A 21,929-nucleotide genomic window follows, 5' to 3' on the forward strand; every position below is an offset into this window, starting at 1 on the left:
CGCGGGCGGCGGCGATCCGGCAGGCCCGGCGGACCTCGGGTTGTCCACAGCCCCTGCACCGCGTGGGGCCGTGGCCAGTAATCTCAGCGCCCATGGAGCAGAGGCATCTCGGCCGTACCGGCCTTCGCGTGTCCCGGATCGGGCTCGGCACCCTCACCTGGGGCCGCGACACGGACGAGCACGACGCCGCGGATCAGCTGAAGGCCTTCTGGGACGCGGGCGGCACCCTGGTGGACACCGCCGATGTGTACGGGGGCGGCGAGGCCGAGTATCTGCTCGGGCGGCTCGTCGGCAGCCTGATCCCCCGTGAGGACCTGGTCATCGCCACGAAGGCCGGAAACGTCCCCGACCCCTATCGCCGCGTCAACGGCTCGCGCGGGCATCTGCTGGCCGCCCTGGACGCGTCCCTGGAGCGGCTCGGCACGGATTACGTGGACCTGTGGCAGGTCCATGCCTTCGACCCGGCGACCCCGCTGGAGGAGACCCTCCAGGCGGTGGACCTGGCCGTCTCCTCCGGCCGCGTGCGCTACGCGGGCGTGTCGAACTTCTGCGGCTGGCAGCTGGCGAAGGCGGCCACCTGGCAGCTCGCCGCGCCCGGGGTGCGCACCCGGCTGGCCAGTACGCAGATGGAGTACTCGCTGCTCCAGCGGGGCATCGAGCGAGAGGTGCTGCCCGCCGCGCTGGACCTCGGGATCGGGCTGCTGCCGTCCTCCCCGCTGGGGCGCGGGGTGCTCACCGGCAAGTACCGCCAGGGCACCCCGTCCGACTCACGGGGCGCCTCCGAGCGGCTCGCCCCTTTCGTCGAGCCGTATCTCGACGATGCGGCGGCCCGGGTCGTGGACGCGGTGGCGACGGCGGCGGACGGCCTGGCGACGAGCCCGCTCCAGGTGGCGCTCGCCTGGGTCCGGGACCGGCCGGGGGTGGCCGCGCCGATCCTCGGTGCGCGCAACGCCGGGCAGCTCGCGGAGGCTTTGTCGGTGGAGGCGCTTAGTCTTCCCTACGAGATCTGCCAGGCGCTCGACGATGTGTCGGCGCCCGTGCACCGTTATCCCGATCAGGACTGGAGCACGCTGTGACTGCGCTTCCCGGGGAGACCCCCGGCACCGGCGGCACGGACACCCCGCAGGACGCCGTGTCCCCGCCGGACGAGGCCGGGGCCCAGGAGCCCACGGCGGACGCCGACCCCGCGAGCGACGGGGCCGGGGCCGCCGAGGTGGTCGACCCCGCGAGCACGGAGGCCGCCGAGCCCGACGCCGGGGCCGAGGCTGAGGCCGCGAGCACCGAGGGCGCCACTGAGGCCGAGGCCCCGAGCGCCGGCACCGAGGCCGCGAGCACCGACGCCGCCTCGCCCGCCCCCGAGCTCTCGGAGGCGCAGGCCGAGCTGGCCGCCCAGCGCGAGCTGCGGGAGCGCATCGAGCAGCGCAAGGCGGCGAAGGCCGCGCCCATCGCCGCCGGTGCGGGTCTGAGCGGCACGGCCGCCGATCTGCTCGCGGCCGTCCGGGCCGTGGAGAGCGGTGAGAAGACGGGCTCCGCGTTCTTCGCGTCGCCCGCCCCGGCACAGGCCCCCCGGCGCACCGCCCCGGCCGCCGCCCAGCCGCCCCGGACCCCCGCGCCCCAGGCCGCCCCCGCCCCGCAGAGCGCCTCTCCGGAGGCCCTGGACGCGGTGCGCTCGGTGCTCGTGGAAGGCGGGGCCCCCGAGGCGCTGGCCCGCCCGGCCGTCGGCGCGCTGGGCGAGCAGGCGGGCGAGCTGCTGCGCACCGACCCCTGGCAGTTGCTGGCCGTGCCCGGTGTGCGGCCGGAACAGGCCGACGGCTTCGCCCGGGCCCTGCTGGGCGCCGACTGCGGCCCGGACGACGGCCGCCGGACGGCGGCCCTGGTCGGCTGGGTGCTGGAGCGCGCCGCCCTCCAGGGCCACACGGCCCTGGACGCCGAAGCCGTCCGGGCGGCGCTCGCCGAGCGTGCGGTGAGCGACCCGGACGCGGCGGTGCTCGAGGCCGTCGAGGAAGGTGTCGCCCTGCTCTTCCAGGAGGGCGGGGACGAGGAGCCGGAGGAGACCGAGGCGGGCGCGGAGGAGACGGATGAGGGCGGCCTCGCCCCGGACGCCGATGCGCCCGGGGAGCCGGTCCGGATCCTGCTGGGCCTCGACCGCTACGCCCTGGCCGAGGAGAGTCTCGCCGACGGTCTGGCCCGGCTGGTCAACACCTGCGAGAAGGCCGCCGACTGGGCGGAGGCCGCTGCCGCCGCCCCGAGCCCGTCGGCCGCCGAGCTGATCCGTACGACGGCCGCCGCCGGACTGGTCGCGCACAGCGGCGGTGAGGCGGCGCGGGCCGAGCCCGCCGCGCTGATCGCCGCGGCACGGGGTCTGGGGCTGCGGGCCTTCGGCGCGGCCCACAGCGAGGACGGGCGGCGGAGGCTCTCGGCGGCCACCGGCGATCCGGACACGGCGGTGACGCTGGCCGGCCTGCTGTCCGGTGCTCAGGGCCCCGGGCGGGACGAGGACGGGGCGCTCGCCCTGGACCTGCTGGTCGTGCTGGACGCCCCGCAGCTGGACGTGGAGGGCGCGGCGGTCCTGGTCGAGGCGCTGGCCGACGGCGCCCGGCTGGTGCTGAGCGGTGACCCGGGCGTGCTGGGCTCGGCGGGCGCCGGGCGGGTGTTCGCCGATGTGCTGGCCGCCCGCACCTGCCCTCAGGTCGTCTCCCGCACCCCGGACCCCGGCCCGATCGGCGAGCTGGTCTCGGGCATCGGCATCGGCGAGCTGAACCAGGTCGACGCCCCGGGCAAGGAGGTGGTGATCGTCCCCGTCCGGGACGCGGGCGAGGCCGTCCACCGCACCGTGCAGCTGGTCGCCGACTCGGTGCCCCGGGCCTTCTCCATCCCCGCCGACGAGACCCAGGTGATCACGGTGGGCCATGGCGGGGCCGCCGGGACCAGGGTGTTGAACGAGGCGCTGAAGCAGCGGCTCAACCCGGGCCCCGGCCGGTTCGGCGGTTTCGACCCGGGCGACCGGGTGGTCCATGTGCCCGCCCCCGGCCGTGCGGTGCCCGGGGTGGTGCGCTCGGCCGACGCCGAGGGGCTGCACCTGGACTGCGGGGGCGTCCCCGTCGTCGTACCGCAGGAGCGGGTGGAGTCGTCGGTGCGGCACGGCTGGGCCCTCAGCGCCCACCAGGCGGCCGGGATGCGCTGGCCCGCCGCGGTGGTCGTGCTGCCGGGCGACGCGGCGCAGGGTCTGAGCCGGCCGTGGGTGTACACCGCGTTCGGCCGGGGCGAGCGGCATCTGTCCGTGGTGCACGGGGTGGACCAGGCGCTCCCGCACGCGGTGGCGCAGGTTCCGGCCCAGGAGCGGACGACCCGGCTGCGCCCGCTGCTGGAGGCGCTTCCGACGCCCGACGCGGCTTCCTGAGCGGCACGCGGCCCGGACAGCGGTGGGCCCCGGCGCGATGCGCGCCGGGGCCCACCGTCACGTCCGGTGCGGGAACCGGCTCCGGTCAGGCGCCGCCCACCGCCGGTCCCGCGAAGTCCTCGTCCGGCTCGTCCTCCTCGTCGAAGACCGCGCTGACGTCGAAGCGACAGACCACCAGTTCGGGGTCGGCGTCCTCGAAGGGGGCGCCGAGCCACTCCCCCGGTTCCGGTGCCGCTTCCCCGGCCGAGACCCAGAGGGTGGAGTCGCCCTCCTCCAGACCGAACTCCTTGTGCCGGGAGGCGATCTCGTCCGGTTCGTACTCGCCGAAGAGCACGCCGAGGGCGGCGTGCACGCTGGTGCCGACCACCGGGGTGGTGTCCTCGGCGCCCGGGCCCGCGTCGACGTCGGCAAGGCGCTGGGCCTGGGCGAGGAGACGCTCGGGCTCGGCGACCACGTAGTCGCGGCGGATCAGGACACTGAGCGCGCTGGGCTCCGCGGGACCGGCGTAGGGCGGCAGGGAGTCGTCCGCGCCGGGGATCTCGAAGGGGGTGACTTCGTCGTAGCGGTCGTAGAGGAGTTCGTCGTAGACCTCGGCGGCAGCGGCCAGGGCGTTGAACGCGTCGTAGACGGCGGGGTCGTCGTCCCCGGTACGGCGTTCGACCGCGTCGAGGTGACGGTCGATCGCGGCTTTGACCGCTTCGGCGGCGGCACGTACCTCGGCAGCGGTGGGCTGCGCAGCATCAGACATAGTGCAGACGCTATCCGTAGCGGGGCTCTGCCCGCACAATAGATGCGATGCCGGAATACGAATTCATCGACGTGTACGTGCCGCGCGGGGTCTCCCGCAAGGATGCGGCCCGACTCCTGACCGACCACGCCGAGTACGGACACTGGGAGCTGGACCGCCTGACGCTCCGCAGGGACGGCAGCCGCAGAGTGCGGCTGCGCCGACGGATCATCCGTCAGCTGCGGGCGACCTGGTGACATGGAGCGGGCCCCGCGGTGGCGGGGCCCGCTCTCTTTCGTGCGGTGTGCCGTGCTGGGCGCGCCCGGATCAGGCGGCGCTGCGCGAGCGGCGGTAGAGCACCGATCCGGCACCGGCGAACAGCAGTCCGGCGCTGGCCGGGATGAGCAGTTCGAGCCCGTCACCACCGGTCTGTGCGAGCTGCTCGCGGGGAACGTTCCGGGTTTCGGGGGCGTTCGGCTCGGGCGGCTGGCTGACCGGCGGGTCGACCGGCTTCTCGGGCGTGACCGGGGGCTTCTCCGGCTGCTCGGGCGGCGGGGGCGGAACCTCGGAGTCGTTGGAGCAGCTGTTGCCGAAGACGGGGTTCAGCAGTCCGCCGATGGTGACGCTGTTCCCGCAGAGGTTCACGGGAATGTCGATCGGCGCCTGGATCGCGTTGCCGGAGAGGATGCCGGGCGAGCCCTGGGCGACCCCTTCCGCCGTGGCGCCGCCGTCCGGGGCCCGGTGACGGCCCGTGCCGGGCTCGGAGGTGCGGTCCGAGGCCGTGGTGTCGCCGGCCTGGGCGCCGTTCCCGGAGCCGCCGGGGACCGAGCGGTCCTGGGCGCCGCCGGACCGGTCGGACGCGGACCGGTCGGTCTGCGCGGACCGGTCGGATCCTGCTGATCCGTTTCCGCAGTCGTTTCCGCTGGCGGGGTTGAGCAGTCCGCCGACGCTGACGGAGTTTCCGCAGACGTTGACCGGGATGTCGATCGGGACCTGGACCGAGTTGCCGGACAGCACGCCCGGCGAGCCGGCGGCGGTGCTCGCCGCTCCGGAGTCGGCGTGGGCGTATCCACCGCTCAGCGCGAGCACTCCGCCCGCAGCCGCCATGGTGATCAGGCCTTTACGAGTGACCTGTCGCATAGGTTCGTTTCCTGCCTTCTGGCTTCCGAAAAACCCCCGGACATGACCGTGCGGGAGCCGAATGCCGAACGGTCCCGGAGTGCATGGAGTGCACTCCGGGACCGGTCGAGCTCAAACCCTTACGGGTTGACGTTCAACGATCAGGCGTTGACGCAGGTGTTGCCGAAGGCGGGGTTCAGCAGACCGATCACGGAGACCGTGTTGCCGCACACGTTGACCGGCACGTGGACCGGAACCTGGACGACGTTGCCGGACAGCACGCCGGGGCTGCCGATGGCCGCACCCTGGGCGCCCGCGTCGGCGGAAGCCATGCCCGCACCCGCGAGAACGAGGCCACCGGTGGCAGCCGCAACTGCGACGACCTTCTTGATCATGATTCCTCCTAGTTGGAAAATGCGGTCCCAGCCGCGGACCGCAAACCTTGTAACGAGGAGGAATTCGCGGGGCTACGTGTGAACGGCTCGTTTCACCCGTTCGGACATGTCCGCACAGGTGGCCGAATCGGCGGCGAATCAGTCATGGACCGGTCAGGAGTGGTCGATGAACCGGTCGAGCACCCGCACGCCGAACTGGAGCCCGTCGACCGGGACCCGCTCGTCGACGCCGTGGAACATCCCGGCGAAGTCCAGCTCCGGCGGCAGCTTCAGCGGGGCGAAGCCGAAGCCCCGGATGCCCAGGTCGTCGAAGGACTTGGCGTCGGTGCCGGCCGAGAGCATGTACGGAACGGCCCGGGCGATCGGGTCCTCGGCGACCAGCGCGGTCTGCATGGCGTCGACCAGCGCCCCGTCGAACGTGGTCTCCAGGGCCTTGTCCGCGTGCACGTCCTCGCGCCGCACGTTGGGGCCGAGGATCCGGTCCAGGTCGGCGAGGAACTCCTCCTCGTACCCCGGCAGGTACCGGCCGTCGACATGGGCGGTCGCCTGGCCCGGGATGACGTTGACCTTGTATCCGGCGCCGAGCTGGGTGGGGTTGGCAGTGTTCTGGAGGGAGGCGCCGATGAGCTTGGCGATACCGCCGAGCTTGGCGAGCGTCTCGTCCATGTTCTCCGGGTCCAGCTCGGTGCCGAGCGCGTCGGAGAGCTCGTCCAGGAAGTGCCGCAGCGTCTTGGTGACCCGCACCGGGAACTTGTGCCGGCCCAGCCGCCCGACCGCCTCGGACAGCTCGGTGATGGCGTTGTCCTTGTGGATCATCGAGCCGTGTCCGGCGGTGCCGTCCACGGTCAGCTTCATCCAGTGCATGCCCTTCTGGGCCGTCTCCACCAGATACAGCCGCAGGTTCTCGTTGACGGTGAAGGAGAAGCCGCCGACCTCGCTGATCGCCTCGGTGACGCCCTCGAAGAGACCCGGGTGGTTGTCCACGAGGTAGCGGGCCCCGTACGTGCCGCCCGCCTCCTCGTCGGCGAGGAAGGCGAGCACGATGTCGCGCGGGGGCTTGCGGCCGCTGCGCATCCGCTCCCGGACGACCGCGAGGGTCATCGCGTCCATGTCCTTCATGTCGACCGCGCCCCGGCCCCAGACGCAGCCGTCCGCGATCTCCCCGGAGAAGGGGTCGTGCGTCCAGTCCGCCGCGTTGGCCGGGACGACGTCGGTGTGCCCGTGGATGAGGAGCGCCGGGCGGGAGGGGTCCTCGCCCTCGATCCTGGCGACGGTGGAGGCGCGCCCCTTGTGCGACTCGAAGATCTGCGGCTCCAGGCCGACCTCCGCGAGCTTCTCCGCGACGTACTCGGCGGCGAGCCGCTCGCCGGGGCCCGAGTGGTCGCCGTAGTTGCTGGTGTCGATCCGGATCAGGTCACGACAGAGGTCGACGACCTCCTGCTCGGCCCTGCCGGTGCCGGCCTTGCCCGTGCTGCTCTCGCTCACGCTGGTTCCTTCCACGGTCGCTGTGGTGCTCCTTCTCATCCTCCCGCGCCCACGGCGTACACCCAAGGCCGCACACCCCCCGTCACGCACCGTTCACAGCCATCGGGGCGTGATCGAGCACCCTCGAATGTTTGCTATGGTTTTCCACGTCGGAACGGGCACGGCCCGCGAGACAGACACCTTGTCCGGGTGGCGGAATGGCAGACGCGCTAGCTTGAGGTGCTAGTGCCCTTTATCGGGCGTGGGGGTTCAAGTCCCCCCTCGGACACCAGCAGGAGCCCCACTTCGGTGGGGCTCTTTTGCGTCACCGGGCGATCACGGAGAGGGGCGAGGATGCGGGGTCGCAGGAAGCCGCCCGCCGCCCCTCTTCCCCAGCGGGCCGGGATCGATGCCGTACGGGTGCGGCTTCCGGAGGATCCGGAAGGGCTCTGGGCCACCGTCGGGGAGCATCTGGCCGACCGGTTCGGCGGGGCGATCGGGGCGGACCGGGTGGCCGGGATGCTGGACGCCGGGCGGTTCGTGGGGGCCGACGGGGTCGCCGTGCGGGGCTCGGAGCCGTATGCCGCCGGGCGGTATCTCTGGTTCCACCGGGACTTCGCGGCCGAGGTGCCGGTGCCCTTCCCGGTCGGGGTGGTGTACCGGGACGAGCGGATCGTGGTCGCGGACAAGCCGCACTTCCTGGCGACGATGCCCCGGGGGCGGCACATCACCGAGACCGCGGTGGCCCGGCTGCGGAGGGAGCTGGAGCTGCCCGCCCTCCAGCCCGCGCACCGGCTGGACCGGCTGACGGCGGGGCTGGTGCTGTTCGTGGTGCGGCCGGAGGACCGGGGTGCGTATCAGACGCTGTTCCGGGACCGGCGGGTGACGAAGGAGTACGAGGCGGTGGCCCCGTACGACCCCGGCGTGGCGCTCCCCCGGACCGTACGCAGCAGGATCGTGAAGGAGCGCGGGGTGCTCGCCGCCCGGGAGGAGCCGGGCGAGGCGAACAGTGAGAGCCGGGTGGAGCTGGTGGAGCACCGGGGCGGGGTCGGGCGGTACCGGCTGCTGCCGGCGACCGGGCGGACGCATCAGCTGCGGGTCCATATGAACGCCCTGGGGCTGCCGATCGTCCACGATCCGCTGTATCCGGTGGTGGTGCCGGAGGCAGCGGTGGAGGACTGGGACCGGCCCTTGCAGTTGCTGGCGCGGGTGCTGGAGTTCACCGATCCGGTCGGCGGGGAGCCGCGTCGTTTCGCGAGTGCGCTGCGGCTCTCCGCCTGGCCGGATCGGTGACGTACGCGCTCAGTGGCCGCGCTTGATCCACTCGTCGAGCTGCGGGGCCTCCGCGCCGATGGTGGTGGGGTCGCCGTGGCCGGTGCGGACCTTGGTGTCGCCCGGGAGCGTGAGCAGCCGGTCCCGGATCGAGTCGATGATCGTGGGGAACGACGAGAAGGACCGGCCGGTGGCGCCGGGGCCGCCCTGGAAGAGGGTGTCGCCGGTGAAGACGGTGCCCAGCTCGGGGGCGTACAGGCAGACCGCGCCGGGGGCGTGGCCCGGGGTGTGCAGGACCGTGAGCGTGGTGCCCGCCACGGTGAGTTCCTGGCCGTCGGTGAGGGCGCCGTCGGGGGTGTGCTCCGGGTGGGTCTTCAGCCAGAGCGGCAGGTCGTCCGGGTGGAGCAGGATCGGGGCGCCGGTGGCCGCGGCGAGGGCCGGGGCGGCGTCGATGTGGTCGTTGTGCGCGTGGGTGCAGACGATGGCGCGCAGCGTACGGCCGCCGAGCGCGGCCTCGATGGCGGCGGCGTCGTGGGCGGCGTCGATGACGATCGCCTCGGTGTCGTCGCCGACGATCCAGACGTTGTTGTCGACGTCCCATTCGCCGCCGTCGAGGGCGAAGGTGCCGGAGGTGACCAGGTGGTCGATGCGGGCGGTCATCAGAAGACCACCACCGAGCGGAGGACGTCGCCGTCGTGCATGCGGGCGAAGGCCTGCTCGATGTCGCCGAGTCCGATGGTCTCGGTGACGAAGGCGGCGAGGTCGAGGCGCCCCTGCTGGTGGAGGTCGACGAGCATCGGGAAGTCGCGGGAGGGCAGGCAGTCGCCGTACCAGGAGGACTTGAGGGAGCCGCCGCGGCCGAAGACGTCCAGGAGCGGCAGTTCGAGCTTCATGTCGGGGGTGGGGACGCCGACGAGGACGACCGTTCCGGCGAGGTCGCGGGCGTAGAAGGCCTGTTCGTACGTCTCCGGGCGGCCGACGGCCTCGATGACGACGTCGGCGCCGTTGCCGTCGGTGAGGGCGCGGATCGCCTCGACGGGGTCGGTGGTGCGGGAGTTGACGGTGTGGGTGGCGCCCATCTTCTTCGCCGTCTCCAGCTTGCGGTCGTCGATGTCGACCGCGATGATCTTCGCCGCGCCGGCCAGCCGGGCCCCGGCGATCGCCGCGTCGCCGACGCCTCCGCAGCCGATGACGGCGACGGAGTCGCCGCGGCCGACCTGGCCGGTGTTGATGGCGGCGCCGATGCCCGCCATGACGCCGCAGCCGAGGAGTCCGGCGACCTCGGGGGCCACTTCGGGGTCGACCTTGGTGCACTGGCCGGAGGCGACGAGGGTCTTCTCCGCGAAGGCGCCGATGCCGAGGGCGGGCGACAGCTCCGTGCCGTCGAGCAGCGTCATCTTCTGCTTCGCGTTGTGGGTGTCGAAGCAGTACCAGGGGCGGCCGCGCAGACAGGCACGGCACTGCCCGCACACCGCACGCCAGTTGAGGATGACGAAGTCGCCGGGGGCGACGTCCGTGACGCCCTCGCCGACCGACTCCACGACGCCCGCCGCCTCGTGGCCGAGGAGGAAGGGGAACTCGTCGTTGATGCCGCCCTGCTTGTAGTGCAGGTCGGTGTGGCAGACGCCGCACGCCTGGATCTTCACGACGGCCTCGCCGGGGCCGGGGTCCGGGATGACGATCGTCTCGACCCTGACCGGCTCGTTCTTGCCCGGTGCGATGACCGCTTGCACCTGCTGTGCCATAACCGTGCTCTCCCTGCTCCCGCGCTTCGCGAAGATCGATCGCGGACCACCGTACGCCTTGGGAGGGCTGCTACGGAGCGAGGACGTCCAGTTCGTGCAGGGCGCCGACCGCGATCTCCTTGGTGATCCGCTCGGCGGCCTCCGGGTCGCCCTCGCGGACCGCTTCGGCGAGGCGGACGTGCAGGGTGACGGCGGCCGGGTCGGGGTCCTCGAACATCACCTGGTGGTGGGTGCGGCCCGCGAGGACCTCGGCGACGACGTCCCCGAGGCGGGCGAACATCTCGTTGCCGGAGGCGTTGAGGACGATGCGGTGGAAGGCGATGTCGTGTTCGAGGTAGCCCTCCAGCTGCTGGCCGCGCGAGGTGGCGACCATGCCGAGGGCCCGTTCGGTGAGCTCGGCGCACTGCTCGGCGGTGGCGTGGCGGGCGGCGAGGCCAGCCGCGACCGGCTCGATCGCGGAGCGCAGCACGGTGAGGGAGCGCAGCTGGCGGGGGCGGTCGGCGCCGGCCAGGCGCCAGCGGATGACCTGGGGGTCGTACACGTTCCAGGTCTCGGTGGGGCGGACCGTCACACCGACGCGACGGCGGGACTCGACCAGGTGCATCGATTCCAGGACCCGGATGACTTCGCGGATCACCGTACGGGAGACGTCGAAGCGCTGGGCGAGCTCGTCGGTGCGCAGCACGCTGCCGGGCGGGCACTGGCCGGAGGAGATCTCCAGACCCAGGGTGTCCAGCACATGTGTATGCAGCCCCTGGCTCTGTGTGGTCATGGGTCAAGCCTACGGGGCGGGCCCCGGGAATAATAAGTACGACTTTTACGTCACAGGGTCTTGAATAAGTCGTACCTAATAGGTTTCAGTAGCGCGACGGACCGATGTCGAAGAAGACAGCGAGACACCCCCATGAGCACCGCACCCCGCATGAGCACCCCCCACGTCGTCGTGGTGATGGGCGTAGCAGGAACCGGCAAGACCACGATCGGTCCCCTGCTCGCCGCCGCCCTCGGCGTTCCGTACGCCGAGGGCGACGACTTCCATCCCCCGGCGAACATCGCCAAGATGTCGGCCGGCACCCCGCTGGACGACGACGACCGCTGGCCCTGGCTGGACGCCATCGGTGAGTGGGCACACGGGCGGGCGGGGCTCGGCGGGGTCGTCTCCAGCTCCGCGCTCAAGCGGGTCTACCGGGACCGGCTGCGGGACGGGGCGCCGGACGCCCTCTTCCTGCATCTGACCGGTGACCGGGCGCTGATCGAGGAGCGGATGGCGGACCGCAAGGGCCACTTCATGCCCACCGCGCTGCTCGACTCGCAGTTCGCGACGCTGCAGCCGCTCCAGGCCGACGAGGCCGGGGTGAGTGTCGACGTGTCCGGCACCCCCGAGGAAATCACCCAGCGAGCCGTCGCCGCGCTGCGCCGGCTCGACAGTTAAGGACCATCACCGTGACCAGTCTCAGCGTCGAGATGCTGGCAGCGGACGCCGCCGAACCGATCACCTCGGCAGGCAACGCTCAGTTGGGCATCGCCGTCCTGGCGGGTATCGCCGTCATCGTTCTCCTCATCACCAAGCTCAAGATGCACGCGTTCCTGGCGCTGACCATCGGTTCGCTGGCGCTCGGCTCCTTCGCCGGAGCCGCCCCGGGCGACACGATTCTCAGCTTCACCGCGGGCCTCGGCTCCACGGTCTCGGGCGTGGGCGTCCTGATCGCGCTCGGCGCGATCCTCGGCAAGCTGCTCGCCGACTCCGGCGGGGCCGACCAGGTCGTCGACACCATCCTGGCGAAGGCCAGTGGCCGGGCCATGCCCTGGGCGATGGTCCTCATCGCCTCGATCATCGGCCTGCCGCTGTTCTTCGAGGTCGGGATCGTGCTGATGATCCCGGTCGTGCTGCTCGTCGCCAAGCGCGGCAACTACTCCCTGATGCGGATCGGGATCCCCGCGCTCGCCGGGCTCTCGGTGATGCACGGGCTGATCCCGCCGCACCCCGGCCCGCTGGTCGCGATCGACGCCCTGGACGCCAACCTCGGTGTGACGCTGGCGCTCGGTGTGCTGGTCGCCATCCCGACGGTGATCATCGCCGGTCCGGTCTTCTCCCGTTACGCCGCGCGCTGGGTGGACATCAAGCCGCCGGAGAACATGATCCCGCAGCGCCCCTCCGAGGACCTGGAACGCCGTCCGAGCTTCGGCGCGACCCTGGCGACGATCCTGCTGCCGGTCGTCCTGATGCTGCTCAACGCGCTCGTCGAGATCGTGGTCGACAACCCGGAGAACGGCCTCCAGAAGGTCACCATGGTCATCGGTTCGCCGCTGATCGCCCTGCTCGCGGCCGTGCTGGTCGGGATGTTCACGCTCGGCCGGGCCGCCGGGTTCACCAAGGACCGGATCGCCGGCACCGTGGAGAAGTCCCTCGCCCCGATCGCCGGCATCCTGCTGATCGTCGGCGCGGGCGGCGGCTTCAAGCAGACGCTGATCGACGCCGGGGTGGGGCAGATGATCCTGGAGTTCTCCGAGAACTGGTCGATCCCCGCCCTGCTGCTGGGCTGGCTGATCGCCGTCGCGATCCGCCTCGCCACCGGCTCGGCCACGGTCGCCACGATCTCGGCCGCCGGTCTGGTCGCCCCGCTGGCCGCGGACATGTCGACCTCGCACGCGGCACTGCTGGTGCTGGCCGTCGGCGCCGGTTCGCTCTTCTTCAGCCATGTGAACGACGCCGGGTTCTGGCTGGTGAAGGAGTACTTCGGCATGAACGTCGGCCAGACGATCAAGACCTGGTCGGTGATGGAGACGATCATCTCCGTGGTCGCCATGGCCTTCATCCTGCTGCTGTCGCTGTTGCTGTAGCCGGTTCCGTACGGCGATGAACGACGGACGCCCGCCCCGGTACGTCACCGGGGCGGGCGTCTCGCGTGCGTACGCCGCGCGTGCTCACGTCGCGCGTACGGGGGTGTGTCAGCGGTGGGACGCCTCGCTCTCGGCCGCCTTCTCCAGTTGGAACGCCTCGTTGCCGAGGCCGATCCGGGCGTGCACCTCGGGCTTGGCCCTGCGCAGCACCGCCCCGTACACCAGGCCGCCGGCGAGGGCGAGGATGATCACGCCGGGCAGCAGCCAGTTGAGGGCCGAGCCGGGTCCGGAGCCGACGAGGACGTCGAAGTCGCGGACGGTGAAGACGGCGATCGTCAGGAGCGCGAGTCCGGCGAGGGCGGAGGCGACCAGGCGCGGGGCCTGCGCACGGCCGGCGCCGCGCTTGACGAAGAAGGCGATGACGGCGAAGGAGGCGGCGGCCATCAGCAGGATGACGCCGAGCGCACCGACGTTGCCCATCCAGGTGAACAGCCGCAGGACGGGGGCGGTGGGGTCGCCGACCGGGTTGTCGTCGGTGAACGCGAACGCCGCGATGATCACGACGGAGACGGCGGACTGGAGCAGCGAACCGGTGCCGGGAGCGCCGCTCGCCCGGTTGGTGCGGCCGAAGCGGGCGGGCAGCAGGCCCTCGCGGCCCATCGCGAACGCGTAGCGGGCCACGACGTTGTGGAAGCTGAGGAGCGCCGCGAACATCCCGGTGACGAAGAGGATGTGCAGCACGTCGGTGAAGGTGGAGCCGAGCCGCTCCTCGGTGAGGCCGAACAGCATGCCGGGGCCCTCCTTGAGGGAGGTGTCGGCGATGGAGCCGGGTCCGGCGGCCACGGTCAGGGCCCAGGAGCTGATGGCCAGGAACAGCGCGGCGTAGCCGACCGCGAGGAACATCACCCGGGAGACCACGATCTGCGGGCGGCTGGTCTCCTCCGCGTACACGGGGGCCTGCTCGAAGCCGACGAACGCGGCGATGCAGAAGCAGAGCGCGGTGCCGAGCCCGGCGCCGGTGAGGGTCTCGGGGTTGAAGGCGTGCAGCGACAGGCCCTCGGGGCCCGGCTTGCCCACGGCGGCGATGTCGAAGATCACGACGAGGGCGCATTCGATGACCAGGAGGACGCCGAGGACCTTGGCGTTGAGGTCGATCTTCAGCCAGCCGAGGACGCCGACGACGGCGGCCGAGACCAGGGCCGGTATCCACCACGCCAGCTCGATGTCGAGGTAGGTGGCGAAGATGCCGGAGACCTCGAAGCCGAGGATCCCGTAGATGCCGACCTGCATCGCGCTGTACGCCACCAGCGCCACGAGCGAGGCCCCTGCGCCGGCGGTCGGGCCGAGCCCCCGGGCGATGTACGCGTAGAACGCCCCGGCGTTGTGGACGTGCCGGCTCATCTCCGCGTAGCCGACGCTGAACAGCATCAGGACGACGCCCAGGATGATGTAGAGCAGCGGCTGACCGACGATGCCCATCACGCCGAAGACCGTGGGCATCACGCCCGCGACCACCATCAGCGGGGCGCTGGCCGCCACCACCGACAGGAGGAGGCCGGGGGTGCCGAGGCGGTTCGCGCGCAGGGCGCGGTCCTCGCCCTTGTAGGTGTTGATCCCGCCGGTATCGGCCGTCCCCCTGGTGGTGCCGGTCTCGCTGGAAAATGAACTGCCGGTCGACATGGCGGGATGGGTCCCTTTCTCGTGGTTCCTGGTGGTGGGGTGGTGCCCTTCGTGCGGCATTGCGTGCTGTGCTGCGTGCTGCGTTGGGTGCTTCACGGGGTGCCGAGTGCGTACGTGCGCGCGGCCGTGAACGCCGCGTGGGGCTCGTGGCCGGAGTACGACCAGGGCGCGGGGGTGGCGTAGGAGCCGATGCGGTGGAAGAGGGCGGCGGCCTCGGCGGGCCGGCCCTCGCAGACCTTGGCGTGGGCCAGGAAGTTCAGGTCGAGGCGGTGGCGCGGGTGGTCGTCGCGCTCCCACTCCAGCCACCAGTCGAAGGCGGCCTTCATCACCTGGCGGGCCCGGCGGCCGGACCAGTGCTCGGAGCGCGCCGGGTCGTCGGGCTCGATGCCGGCGGCGACGAGGACGCGGTAGCGCTCGGCGTGGGCGACGACCGGGAGTACGGCCAGCGGGGAGTCGGCGGGGGCCAGTTCGGCGGCCCAGGCCGCGAAGTCGTACACCTCGTGGAGCGGGTCGTGGCCGCTCTCGGGGTTGCTCTCGGCCAGCAGCGCGGTCATCACGTGGTGGGCGTGGTGGTGATCGGGGTGGCGGGAGCGCACCTCCTCGAAGAGCCTGCCGGTCTCGTCCGTACCGTCGTCGCGGCCGCGGTCCAGGAGGAGCAGCGCGAGCCAGGGGGTGGGGTCCTCGGGGGTGCGGCGGGCGGCGGCCAGGCAGGCTTCCCGGGCGCGGGCGGCGTCGTTCGCCCTGGCCTTGGGCCGCAGCGCGCGCACGACCCGGGCGCAGGCGAGGAGGACGGCCGCGTCGGCGCTCTCGGGTTCGACGAGCAGCCAGTCACCGGCCCAGTCCTCGGCGGACGAGGTCTCGGCGAGAGCGAGTACCCGATGGCCGCGGCGGTCCCAGTCCCGCCCGGTGGCCACCAGCAGGGTGCGTGCGTCGGACCATCTGCCCTGGACGAACTGTCCGCGTGCGGCGATGAGTTCGCCGTCGTCGAGAGCCGGGTCGAAGACGTGGTCCGAGCGGCTGCCCCGGCGACGGGAGCGACCCAGGGGCGGCGGGGGCGGGGGCATGCCGCGGGCTTCTTTCGATGCGGTGTGCGAGCAGATGATCGCGCACAGCAAAGCGGCAGGTCATGCTCCACGTCAAGGGGCACCGTCCGGCAACTGCTCCGTCTTCTCGGCCAGTTGGCTGGATCTGCTCGACCGTCGGCGGTATCGGCGCAGCGTGCGGGTGGGGCGGGCGGGGTGGAGGTGACGCCTGACACACTGCGTGCATGGAGCCTCGTGAACCCCTCGCCCCCTTCCTCCTCGCCTTTCCCGGGCCGTTGCGCGACCGGTTGGTGGCGGCGGTCCTGTCCGGCGAGAAGGTGTCGACCACCGGTTTGCTGTGCGAGTACGAGATGGAGCAGGAGGAGTTGCCTCCGGTGGGCGAACGCTCCGCGCTGATCGACTCGGACGGCCGGGAGGTGGCGGTGGTCGAGGTGACCGAGGTACGGGTGCTGCCGCTGGGGGCCGTCGATCTGCAGCACGCGCTGGACGAGGGTGAGGGGTACACGTCGGTGGCGGAGTGGCGGGCGGGGCACGAGCGGTTCTGGCACAGCGAGGAGATGCGGGAGGCGTTGGGGGATCCGGCGTTCACGGTGGACGACGGGACGATGATTGTCGCGGAGCGGTTTCGGGTGGTCGAGCGGATGGGGTGACCGGGGGTTCGGTTCGTCCGCGGGGTGAGGGCGGGCCTTCGGCCGGGTGAACGCCGGGGCTCTGCCCCGGCGCCCGCTCCTCAATCGCCGGAGGGGCTTGGATTGCGGGCCCGGTCCGCGATCGCCGGAGGGGCTTGAAGACCAGGCTCGGTCCTCGAAACCGTCAGGTGACCGCCCCTGCTGCCGCCCTGCCCGCCGCCCTGCCCGAGAAGATGCAGCCGCCCAGGAACGTGCCCTCCAGGGAGCGGTAGCCGTGGACTCCGCCGCCGCCGAAGCCCGCCGCCTCGCCCGCCGCGTACAGGCCGGGGAGCGGGGTGCCCTCGGCGGTGAGGACGCGGGAGGACAGGTCCGTCTCCAGGCCGCCCAGGGACTTACGGGTGAGGATGTTGAGGCGGACGGCGATCAGCGGGCCCGCCGCCGGGTCCAGGATCCGGTGCGGCTTCGCGGTGCGGATGAGGCGGTCGCCCAGGTAGGCGCGGGCCCCGTGGATCGCGGTGACCTGGAGGTCCTTGGTGAACGGGTTGGCGATCTCGCGGTCCCGGGCGGTGATCTCGCGGCGCAGCTCGGCCGCGTCGATCAGGCCGTCGCCGGTGATCGCGTTCATCCCCCGGACCAGGGCGTCGAGGTCCTTCTCCACGACGAAGTCCGCGCCGTTGTCCATGAACGCCTTCACCGGTGCGGGCACGTCCGCGCGGGCCCGGCCGATCACGTCGCGGACGGACTTGCCGGTCAGGTCCGGGTTCTGCTCGGAGCCGGAGAGCGCGAACTCCTTGCCGATGATGCGCTGGTTGAGCACGAACCAGGTGTAGCCGTGGCCCGATCCCATGATGTGTTCGAGGGTGCCGAGCGTGTCGAAACCGGGGAAGAGCGGGACCGGCAGCCGCTTGCCGCGCGCGTCCAGCCAGAGGGACGAGGGGCCGGGCAGGATCCGGATGCCGTGCTTGGACCAGATCGGGTTCCAGTTCTCGATGCCCTCGGTGTAGTGCCACATCCGGTCGCTGTTGATGTGGTGCGCGCCCGCCTTCTCGGCGATGCCGAGCATCAGCCCGTCGACATGGGCGGGGACGCCGGAGAGCATCTTCTCGGGCGGGGTGCCGAGCCGCTCGGGCCACTGGGCGCGGACCAGGTCGTGGTTGCCGCCGATGCCGCCGGAGGTGACGATCACCGCCTGGGCCTTCAGCTCGAAGGTGTCGGTGGCCTGCCGGCTGCTCGCGGTGCCGCGCTCGGCCGCGCTGGGCTCCAGGATCTCGCCGGTGACCGTGTCGAGCACCCCGGCCGTGCGGGCGAGGCCGGTGACCCGGTGGCGGAACCGCAGCTGGACGAGCCCCTTGGCGACGCCCTCGCGGACGCGGCGCTCGAAGGGGGCGACGACGCCGGGTCCGGTGCCCCAGGTGATGTGGAAGCGCGGGACGGAGTTGCCGTGACCGTTGGCGTCGTAGCCGCCGCGCTCTGCCCAGCCGACGACCGGGAAGATCCGCAGCCCCTGCTGGTGCAGCCAGGAACGCTTCTCACCGGCGGCGAAGTCGACGTACGCCTCGGCCCATCTGCGCGGCCAGCGGTCCTCCTCCTCGCGGTCGAAGCCCGCCGTGCCGAACCAGTCCTGGAGGGCCAGTTCCCGGCTGTCCTTGATCCGCATCCGGCGCTGTTCGGGCGAGTCCACGAGGAAGAGCCCGCCGAAGGACCAGTGCGCCTGCCCGCCGATGGACTGCTCGGGCTCCTGGTCGAGGAGGATCACGGAACGGCCGGCGTCGACCAGTTCGGCGGTGGCCACGAGCCCGGCGAGTCCCGCCCCGATCACGATCACATCAGCGTCGTACGCCATGGGTTCCATCCTGTCGGGGAGGGGCGGGCAGGGAGACAAGTTACCCGTGCGTCAGATCTTGGATACCGGCCGCTGCCACGTCAACCGTCCGGCTGCTGTTGGATGAAACGCATGACGCCTTCTGACGAGATTCTGGACATCGTCGACGAGAACGACGAGGTCATCGGCCAGGCCCCGCGCGGCGAGGCGACCGCGCGGGGGCTGCGGCACCGCTGCGTGTTCATCGAGGCGCGGGACGCGGAGGGGCGGATCTTCGTCCACCGGCGTACGGCCACGAAGCTCGTTTTCCCCTCGCACTACGACATGTTCGTCGGCGGGGTCGTCGGTGCGGGCGAGTCGTACGAGGAGGCGGCGCTGCGCGAGGCGGAGGAGGAGCTGGGCGTCTCGGGGCTTCCGCGGCCCGAACCGCTGTTCCGGTTCCTCTACGCCGACGGCGAGCACACCTGGTGGTCGGCCGTCTATCAGGTGCGGTGCGAGCTGCCGGTCTCGCCACAGGTGGAGGAGGTCGCCTGGCACGCGTTCCTGGACGACGCCGAGCTGGAGCGGCGGCTCGGCGAGTGGCCCTGGGTGCCGGACGGGCTGGAGGCGTACCGGCGGTTGCGGGAACTGCGGGCGGGCTGACCGGACGTACACGGACGGTCAGCGACCAGGTCGCGACCGATCCTTGAACAGGTTCGAAACCGGATGTCGTGGTAGCGATCCCTCCTGATACTGTCGCCTCTCTCGCGGGGGGCGAGCAGCGGTTCCGCGTGTCCCCCCTGCGTCGGTCACCTGGGGAGGGGCTCTTTTCGTGATGCGTCCGCTGAACAGACGGGCGACGCGCCGTCGGCGCGTGCTCGGCCACATCGCTCTCACCGTCACGCTCGCCGTGACAGCCGGCATCGGCACCGCCACGGGGACGGCCGTCGCCGACCCTCGTGGCCCGTCCGCCGATCCCGTCGTCATCAGCCCGGGCGCACGCTTCGTGCCCCGCGCCACCATCGTCCTGAACGCCGGCGAGACCGGATTCCTCACCGCCCAGGAGGGGGACGACCGCCTCCGCTGGACCGACTACGCGACCGGCGCGACGACCGTCCTCGACCACCGGCTGCCCGAGCCGCTCGGCTACGACGTGGACGAGTTCCGGTTCGACCGGTACCCGTCGGACTTCGGCCACGGTTCCGACACCGTCGCCCTCTTCAAGGAGTCTCCGACCCCGCACGTGACGCTCCAGCAGGGGGCCGGCGGTGGGGCCGTGACCACGGTCCCGATCCCGGAGGGCCAGACCTACGCCGCGACCTACGGCGACACCGTCATCACCCGTACCGGAACAGAGAGCGCCACCACGGGTCTGCACCTCCTGCGCACGGTGGACGGCGAGGTGCGTGACACGGAACTCGACGGCCTGCCGGAAGGGTGGAACCTCTCCATCAGTGAGGGCGATGCCCGGTCCGTGGCGGTCCGCGGCATCAAGTGGGAAGACACCACGATGTCCCAGGGGTGGTGGGTCGTCGACCTGGCCACCGGCAGAGTGAAGGCCCTCGCCACACAGGGTGAGAGCGTCTCCTTCGACCGCGACACCGTCTTCCACTTCGGCGCCCCGGCCAACGAGGGCGCCCACGTGTACAGCCGCGACGACCTGGACGCTGAGCCGGTCACCCTCGACCTGCGGGACGTGGCCGCGTACAACGAGGTCGTACGGCCACTCGGCGACAAGTTCGTCACCGTGACCCCGCCCAACCCCGGCGACAACGAGTACCGGGGCAACCATCTCGTCCTGCGCGACATCGAGGGAAGCTGGAAGTCCCTGCTGGCCGTCGCCACCCCCTCGGTGCACCGCACGCCCGACGGCTCGCTCCTGGTGGCCGGTGCGGAGAAGCGGACCGACTTCGGCGCACTCGACTGGGGGTACTACCTCTTCACCTCCGCCGCGGACGGCACCGTCACCCGCAAGCGCCTGGCGGACATCGAGGACCGTGAGGCCAAGCCGGCCGGCATCTCGCTGGGCAGCGGCATCCTCACCACGGCCGACGACTCGCAGTACTACAGCCCGGGCACCTACATCGGCGGCTACCGGAGCACCTGGCTGAAGACCTCCGGACGGCCGGAGGAGCTGGACTCCACCGTCGACGGCTATGTGTCCGGCCGGGACGACGACGGCTGCAGCCCCACCTCGGGCGTCTACTGCGTCACCATGTTCGCGAGCGGCGACGGGCATCACGGCCGCAAGGCCGCGACCGAGCAGGACGTCACCATGCTCTACCGCAACGGCGCCGCCCCCTGGGGGCCGCAGGTGACGTCCGGGCTCGGCAGCCCGCAACTCGTCGACCTCTCCGGCCGGTTCGGTGTGGTGAACCAGGCCTGGGGCGGACAGCAGGCGGTCCTGCACTTCAAGGAGGGCGACCAGGGGGACGCCCTGGTGAAGCGGGAGCCGGTCGCGGCCTCCGTCTGGGGCAATACGCTGTGGAGCGCCCTCGGCCGGTGGGACGACGGCGGCTCGGGAGTGCCGACGCGGGTGGAGGCGAAGAACCTGTCGACGGATGCCACTGTCGAGTCGTTCGACGCGGGCTGCGTCCCCAGTGACCTCCAGGCCGCCGGCCGCTGGGTGTACTGGCGGTGCAGCAACAACTGGAACGACTTCAAGGGCGCCGGCGTCTACGACCGGCAGGCCAAGCGTTCCCTGAAGCTGGGATCCGACGAGACGCTGCTCGGCGACGGCTACCTGGTCCGCCGTTCGGAGGCGACCGGGCTCACCCTGGTCGACCTGCACGGCGGACTCCCGGTCAGCGGCAAGGAAGCCGACCTGCCTCAGCGGGTGGTCGCCACCGCCGCCGACCTCGGCGACCGGACCGGCCGGCGTTCCGGGTGGACCGTCGACCGCTTCGGCGGTCACATCGCCTACACGGGAGCGGACCGCCGGGTGCGGATCGTCCCGTCCGGTGTTCCGGCCTCCCCGATCGCCGCCATCGACGCGGACGCACCCGCCGCGGACATCAAGGCCGGTGCGTGGAAGCCGCGTTGGTGGCTGTCGAAGCCGGCGGGATCGTGGACGCTGACGCTGAAGAGCAAGGCGACCGGGCAGACCGTGCGGAAGCTCTCCGGCGGAGAGGCCCGCGGGCTGGTCGCGCCGTCGTGGGACGGCATGGACGGGACCGGGGCGTACGCACCGAGCGGTGCCTACACGTGGACCCTGACCGCGAAGCCCGCCGACGGTGTCCAGGCGGACCTCTCGGTGTCCGGCACGGTGCAGGTGACCGGCGGTGCCACCGTGCGCCGCGACTACGTCGGCAATGACGGCCACCCGGACCTCTACGCCCGCGGGACCAACGGCTCCCTGCTCGTCTACCAGGGCAACGCCTCCGGCGTGGTGTCGGCGAAGGCCGACGGCGGCACCTGGCCCACCACCTCCACGCTGATCCCCTTCGGGGACCTCGACGGCAACGGCGCCAACGACACCCTGGTCACCGACAAGGACGGCCTCCTGTACCGCTACTCCCCCGAGCGCGGAAAGGCCGTCACCCCGGACGCCCCGTCCGCGAAGATCGGCAGTGGCTGGAAGCCCTTCGACGGCCTGACCTACTCCGGCGACTTCACCGCCGACGGCCGCCCCGACCTGGTGGCCCGCGAGACCGCTACGGGCGACCTCTACCTGTACGCGGGCACCGCCGCCGGCGGCTTCACCCGCACCGGCAAGATCGGCACCAGCTGGAAGGGCCTCACCATCGTCGGCGCGGGCGACCTCAACGGCGACCGGCATGCCGACCTGATCGCACGCACCGCCAACGGTGACCT

General features: G+C 72.0%; 19 protein-coding genes and 1 tRNA gene. 10 read left to right on the forward strand and 10 right to left on the reverse strand.

Annotated features, from left to right (window positions below):
• Window positions 1-92 precede the first annotated feature (92 nt).
• Together IE134_RS18785 and IE134_RS18790 are read left to right on the forward strand one after the other, a co-directional pair.
• The gene (locus IE134_RS18785) at window positions 93-1,076 is read left to right on the forward strand and encodes an aldo/keto reductase (RefSeq protein WP_030712184.1); all 984 of its coding nucleotides are present in this window, start codon (window positions 93-95) and stop codon (window positions 1,074-1,076) included.
• Window positions 1,073-3,400, forward strand: a complete 2,328-nt coding sequence (locus IE134_RS18790; protein WP_126932244.1) for a helix-hairpin-helix domain-containing protein — start codon at window positions 1,073-1,075, stop codon at window positions 3,398-3,400. The genes IE134_RS18785 and IE134_RS18790 overlap by 4 nt, the downstream gene beginning before the upstream one ends.
• A gap of 85 nt (window positions 3,401-3,485) precedes the next feature.
• On the opposite strand, the gene IE134_RS18795 is transcribed toward IE134_RS18790, so the two are convergent.
• On the reverse strand, window positions 3,486-4,148 hold the full coding sequence (locus tag IE134_RS18795; RefSeq protein ID WP_030712180.1) for a hypothetical protein: 663 nt from the start codon (window positions 4,146-4,148) through the stop codon (window positions 3,486-3,488).
• A gap of 47 nt (window positions 4,149-4,195) precedes the next feature.
• Between IE134_RS18795 and IE134_RS18800 the strand changes: the two genes are divergently transcribed.
• The gene (locus IE134_RS18800; protein ID WP_006123409.1) at window positions 4,196-4,384 is read left to right on the forward strand and encodes a DUF5703 family protein; all 189 of its coding nucleotides are present in this window, start codon (window positions 4,196-4,198) and stop codon (window positions 4,382-4,384) included.
• 70 nt (window positions 4,385-4,454) lie between these two features.
• Here IE134_RS18800 and IE134_RS34550 read toward each other — a convergent pair whose 3' ends face one another.
• The 3 genes from IE134_RS34550 to IE134_RS18815 form a co-directional block, all read right to left on the reverse strand.
• A complete protein-coding gene (locus IE134_RS34550) occupies window positions 4,455-5,267 on the reverse strand; it encodes a chaplin (RefSeq protein WP_030712177.1) in 813 nt (270 codons plus the stop codon).
• A gap of 140 nt (window positions 5,268-5,407) precedes the next feature.
• Window positions 5,408-5,641: a chaplin ChpH gene (chpH, locus tag IE134_RS18810; protein WP_006123411.1), complete on the reverse strand. Its 234-nt coding sequence runs from the start codon at window positions 5,639-5,641 to the stop codon at window positions 5,408-5,410.
• A gap of 153 nt (window positions 5,642-5,794) precedes the next feature.
• Complete coding sequence (locus tag IE134_RS18815; RefSeq protein ID WP_006123412.1) at window positions 5,795-7,126, reverse strand: M20/M25/M40 family metallo-hydrolase; 1,332 nt, start codon at window positions 7,124-7,126, stop codon at window positions 5,795-5,797.
• A gap of 183 nt (window positions 7,127-7,309) precedes the next feature.
• Between IE134_RS18815 and IE134_RS18820 the strand changes: the two genes are divergently transcribed.
• A tRNA-Leu gene (locus IE134_RS18820) sits at window positions 7,310-7,397 on the forward strand.
• A 62-nt stretch (window positions 7,398-7,459) separates the two neighbouring features.
• Window positions 7,460-8,398 carry a pseudouridine synthase gene (locus tag IE134_RS18825; protein ID WP_030712176.1) on the forward strand — a complete coding sequence of 313 codons (939 nt, stop codon included), beginning with the start codon at window positions 7,460-7,462 and terminating at the stop codon, window positions 8,396-8,398.
• Between the two features lie 9 nt (window positions 8,399-8,407).
• Here IE134_RS18825 and IE134_RS18830 read toward each other — a convergent pair whose 3' ends face one another.
• The 3 genes from IE134_RS18830 to IE134_RS18840 form a co-directional block, all read right to left on the reverse strand.
• Window positions 8,408-9,037, reverse strand: a complete 630-nt coding sequence (locus IE134_RS18830; protein ID WP_030712174.1) for an MBL fold metallo-hydrolase — start codon at window positions 9,035-9,037, stop codon at window positions 8,408-8,410.
• The gene (locus tag IE134_RS18835) at window positions 9,037-10,122 is read right to left on the reverse strand and encodes an S-(hydroxymethyl)mycothiol dehydrogenase (protein ID WP_030712171.1); all 1,086 of its coding nucleotides are present in this window, start codon (window positions 10,120-10,122) and stop codon (window positions 9,037-9,039) included. The genes IE134_RS18830 and IE134_RS18835 overlap by 1 nt, the downstream gene beginning before the upstream one ends.
• 70 nt (window positions 10,123-10,192) lie before the next feature.
• Window positions 10,193-10,894, reverse strand: a complete 702-nt coding sequence (locus IE134_RS18840; RefSeq protein ID WP_010057081.1) for a FadR/GntR family transcriptional regulator — start codon at window positions 10,892-10,894, stop codon at window positions 10,193-10,195.
• 150 nt (window positions 10,895-11,044) lie between these two features.
• On the opposite strand from IE134_RS18840, the gene IE134_RS18845 reads away from it, so the two are divergent.
• Together IE134_RS18845 and IE134_RS18850 are read left to right on the forward strand one after the other, a co-directional pair.
• Window positions 11,045-11,554: a gluconokinase gene (locus IE134_RS18845; protein WP_098020482.1), complete on the forward strand. Its 510-nt coding sequence runs from the start codon at window positions 11,045-11,047 to the stop codon at window positions 11,552-11,554.
• A gap of 11 nt (window positions 11,555-11,565) precedes the next feature.
• Window positions 11,566-12,963 carry a GntP family permease gene (locus IE134_RS18850; RefSeq protein ID WP_030712164.1) on the forward strand — a complete coding sequence of 466 codons (1,398 nt, stop codon included), beginning with the start codon at window positions 11,566-11,568 and terminating at the stop codon, window positions 12,961-12,963.
• Window positions 12,964-13,071: 108 nt separating this feature from the next.
• On the opposite strand, the gene IE134_RS18855 is transcribed toward IE134_RS18850, so the two are convergent.
• Both IE134_RS18855 and IE134_RS18860 read right to left on the reverse strand, forming a co-directional pair.
• On the reverse strand, window positions 13,072-14,643 hold the full coding sequence (locus IE134_RS18855; RefSeq protein WP_030712160.1) for an APC family permease: 1,572 nt from the start codon (window positions 14,641-14,643) through the stop codon (window positions 13,072-13,074).
• A 92-nt stretch (window positions 14,644-14,735) separates the two neighbouring features.
• Window positions 14,736-15,707: a hypothetical protein gene (locus IE134_RS18860; RefSeq protein WP_097885379.1), complete on the reverse strand. Its 972-nt coding sequence runs from the start codon at window positions 15,705-15,707 to the stop codon at window positions 14,736-14,738.
• Between the two features lie 203 nt (window positions 15,708-15,910).
• On the opposite strand from IE134_RS18860, the gene IE134_RS18865 reads away from it, so the two are divergent.
• Window positions 15,911-16,336, forward strand: a complete 426-nt coding sequence (locus IE134_RS18865) for an ASCH domain-containing protein (protein ID WP_030712155.1) — start codon at window positions 15,911-15,913, stop codon at window positions 16,334-16,336.
• A gap of 163 nt (window positions 16,337-16,499) precedes the next feature.
• On the opposite strand, the gene IE134_RS18870 is transcribed toward IE134_RS18865, so the two are convergent.
• The gene (locus IE134_RS18870; protein ID WP_098895196.1) at window positions 16,500-18,158 is read right to left on the reverse strand and encodes an FAD-binding dehydrogenase; all 1,659 of its coding nucleotides are present in this window, start codon (window positions 18,156-18,158) and stop codon (window positions 16,500-16,502) included.
• Window positions 18,159-18,269: 111 nt separating this feature from the next.
• On the opposite strand from IE134_RS18870, the gene IE134_RS18875 reads away from it, so the two are divergent.
• Together IE134_RS18875 and IE134_RS18880 are read left to right on the forward strand one after the other, a co-directional pair.
• Entirely contained in the window at window positions 18,270-18,779 is a 510-nt protein-coding gene (locus tag IE134_RS18875) for an NUDIX domain-containing protein (protein ID WP_030712150.1), read from the forward strand.
• A 211-nt stretch (window positions 18,780-18,990) separates the two neighbouring features.
• Window positions 18,991-21,929 (forward strand): FG-GAP-like repeat-containing protein (locus IE134_RS18880; protein WP_229823646.1); only part of this gene is annotated, 2,939 nt, incomplete at its 3' end.

The organism is Streptomyces rubiginosohelvolus (genome assembly GCF_014649875.1).
GTDB classification, from domain to species: domain Bacteria; phylum Actinomycetota; class Actinomycetes; order Streptomycetales; family Streptomycetaceae; genus Streptomyces; species Streptomyces rubiginosohelvolus.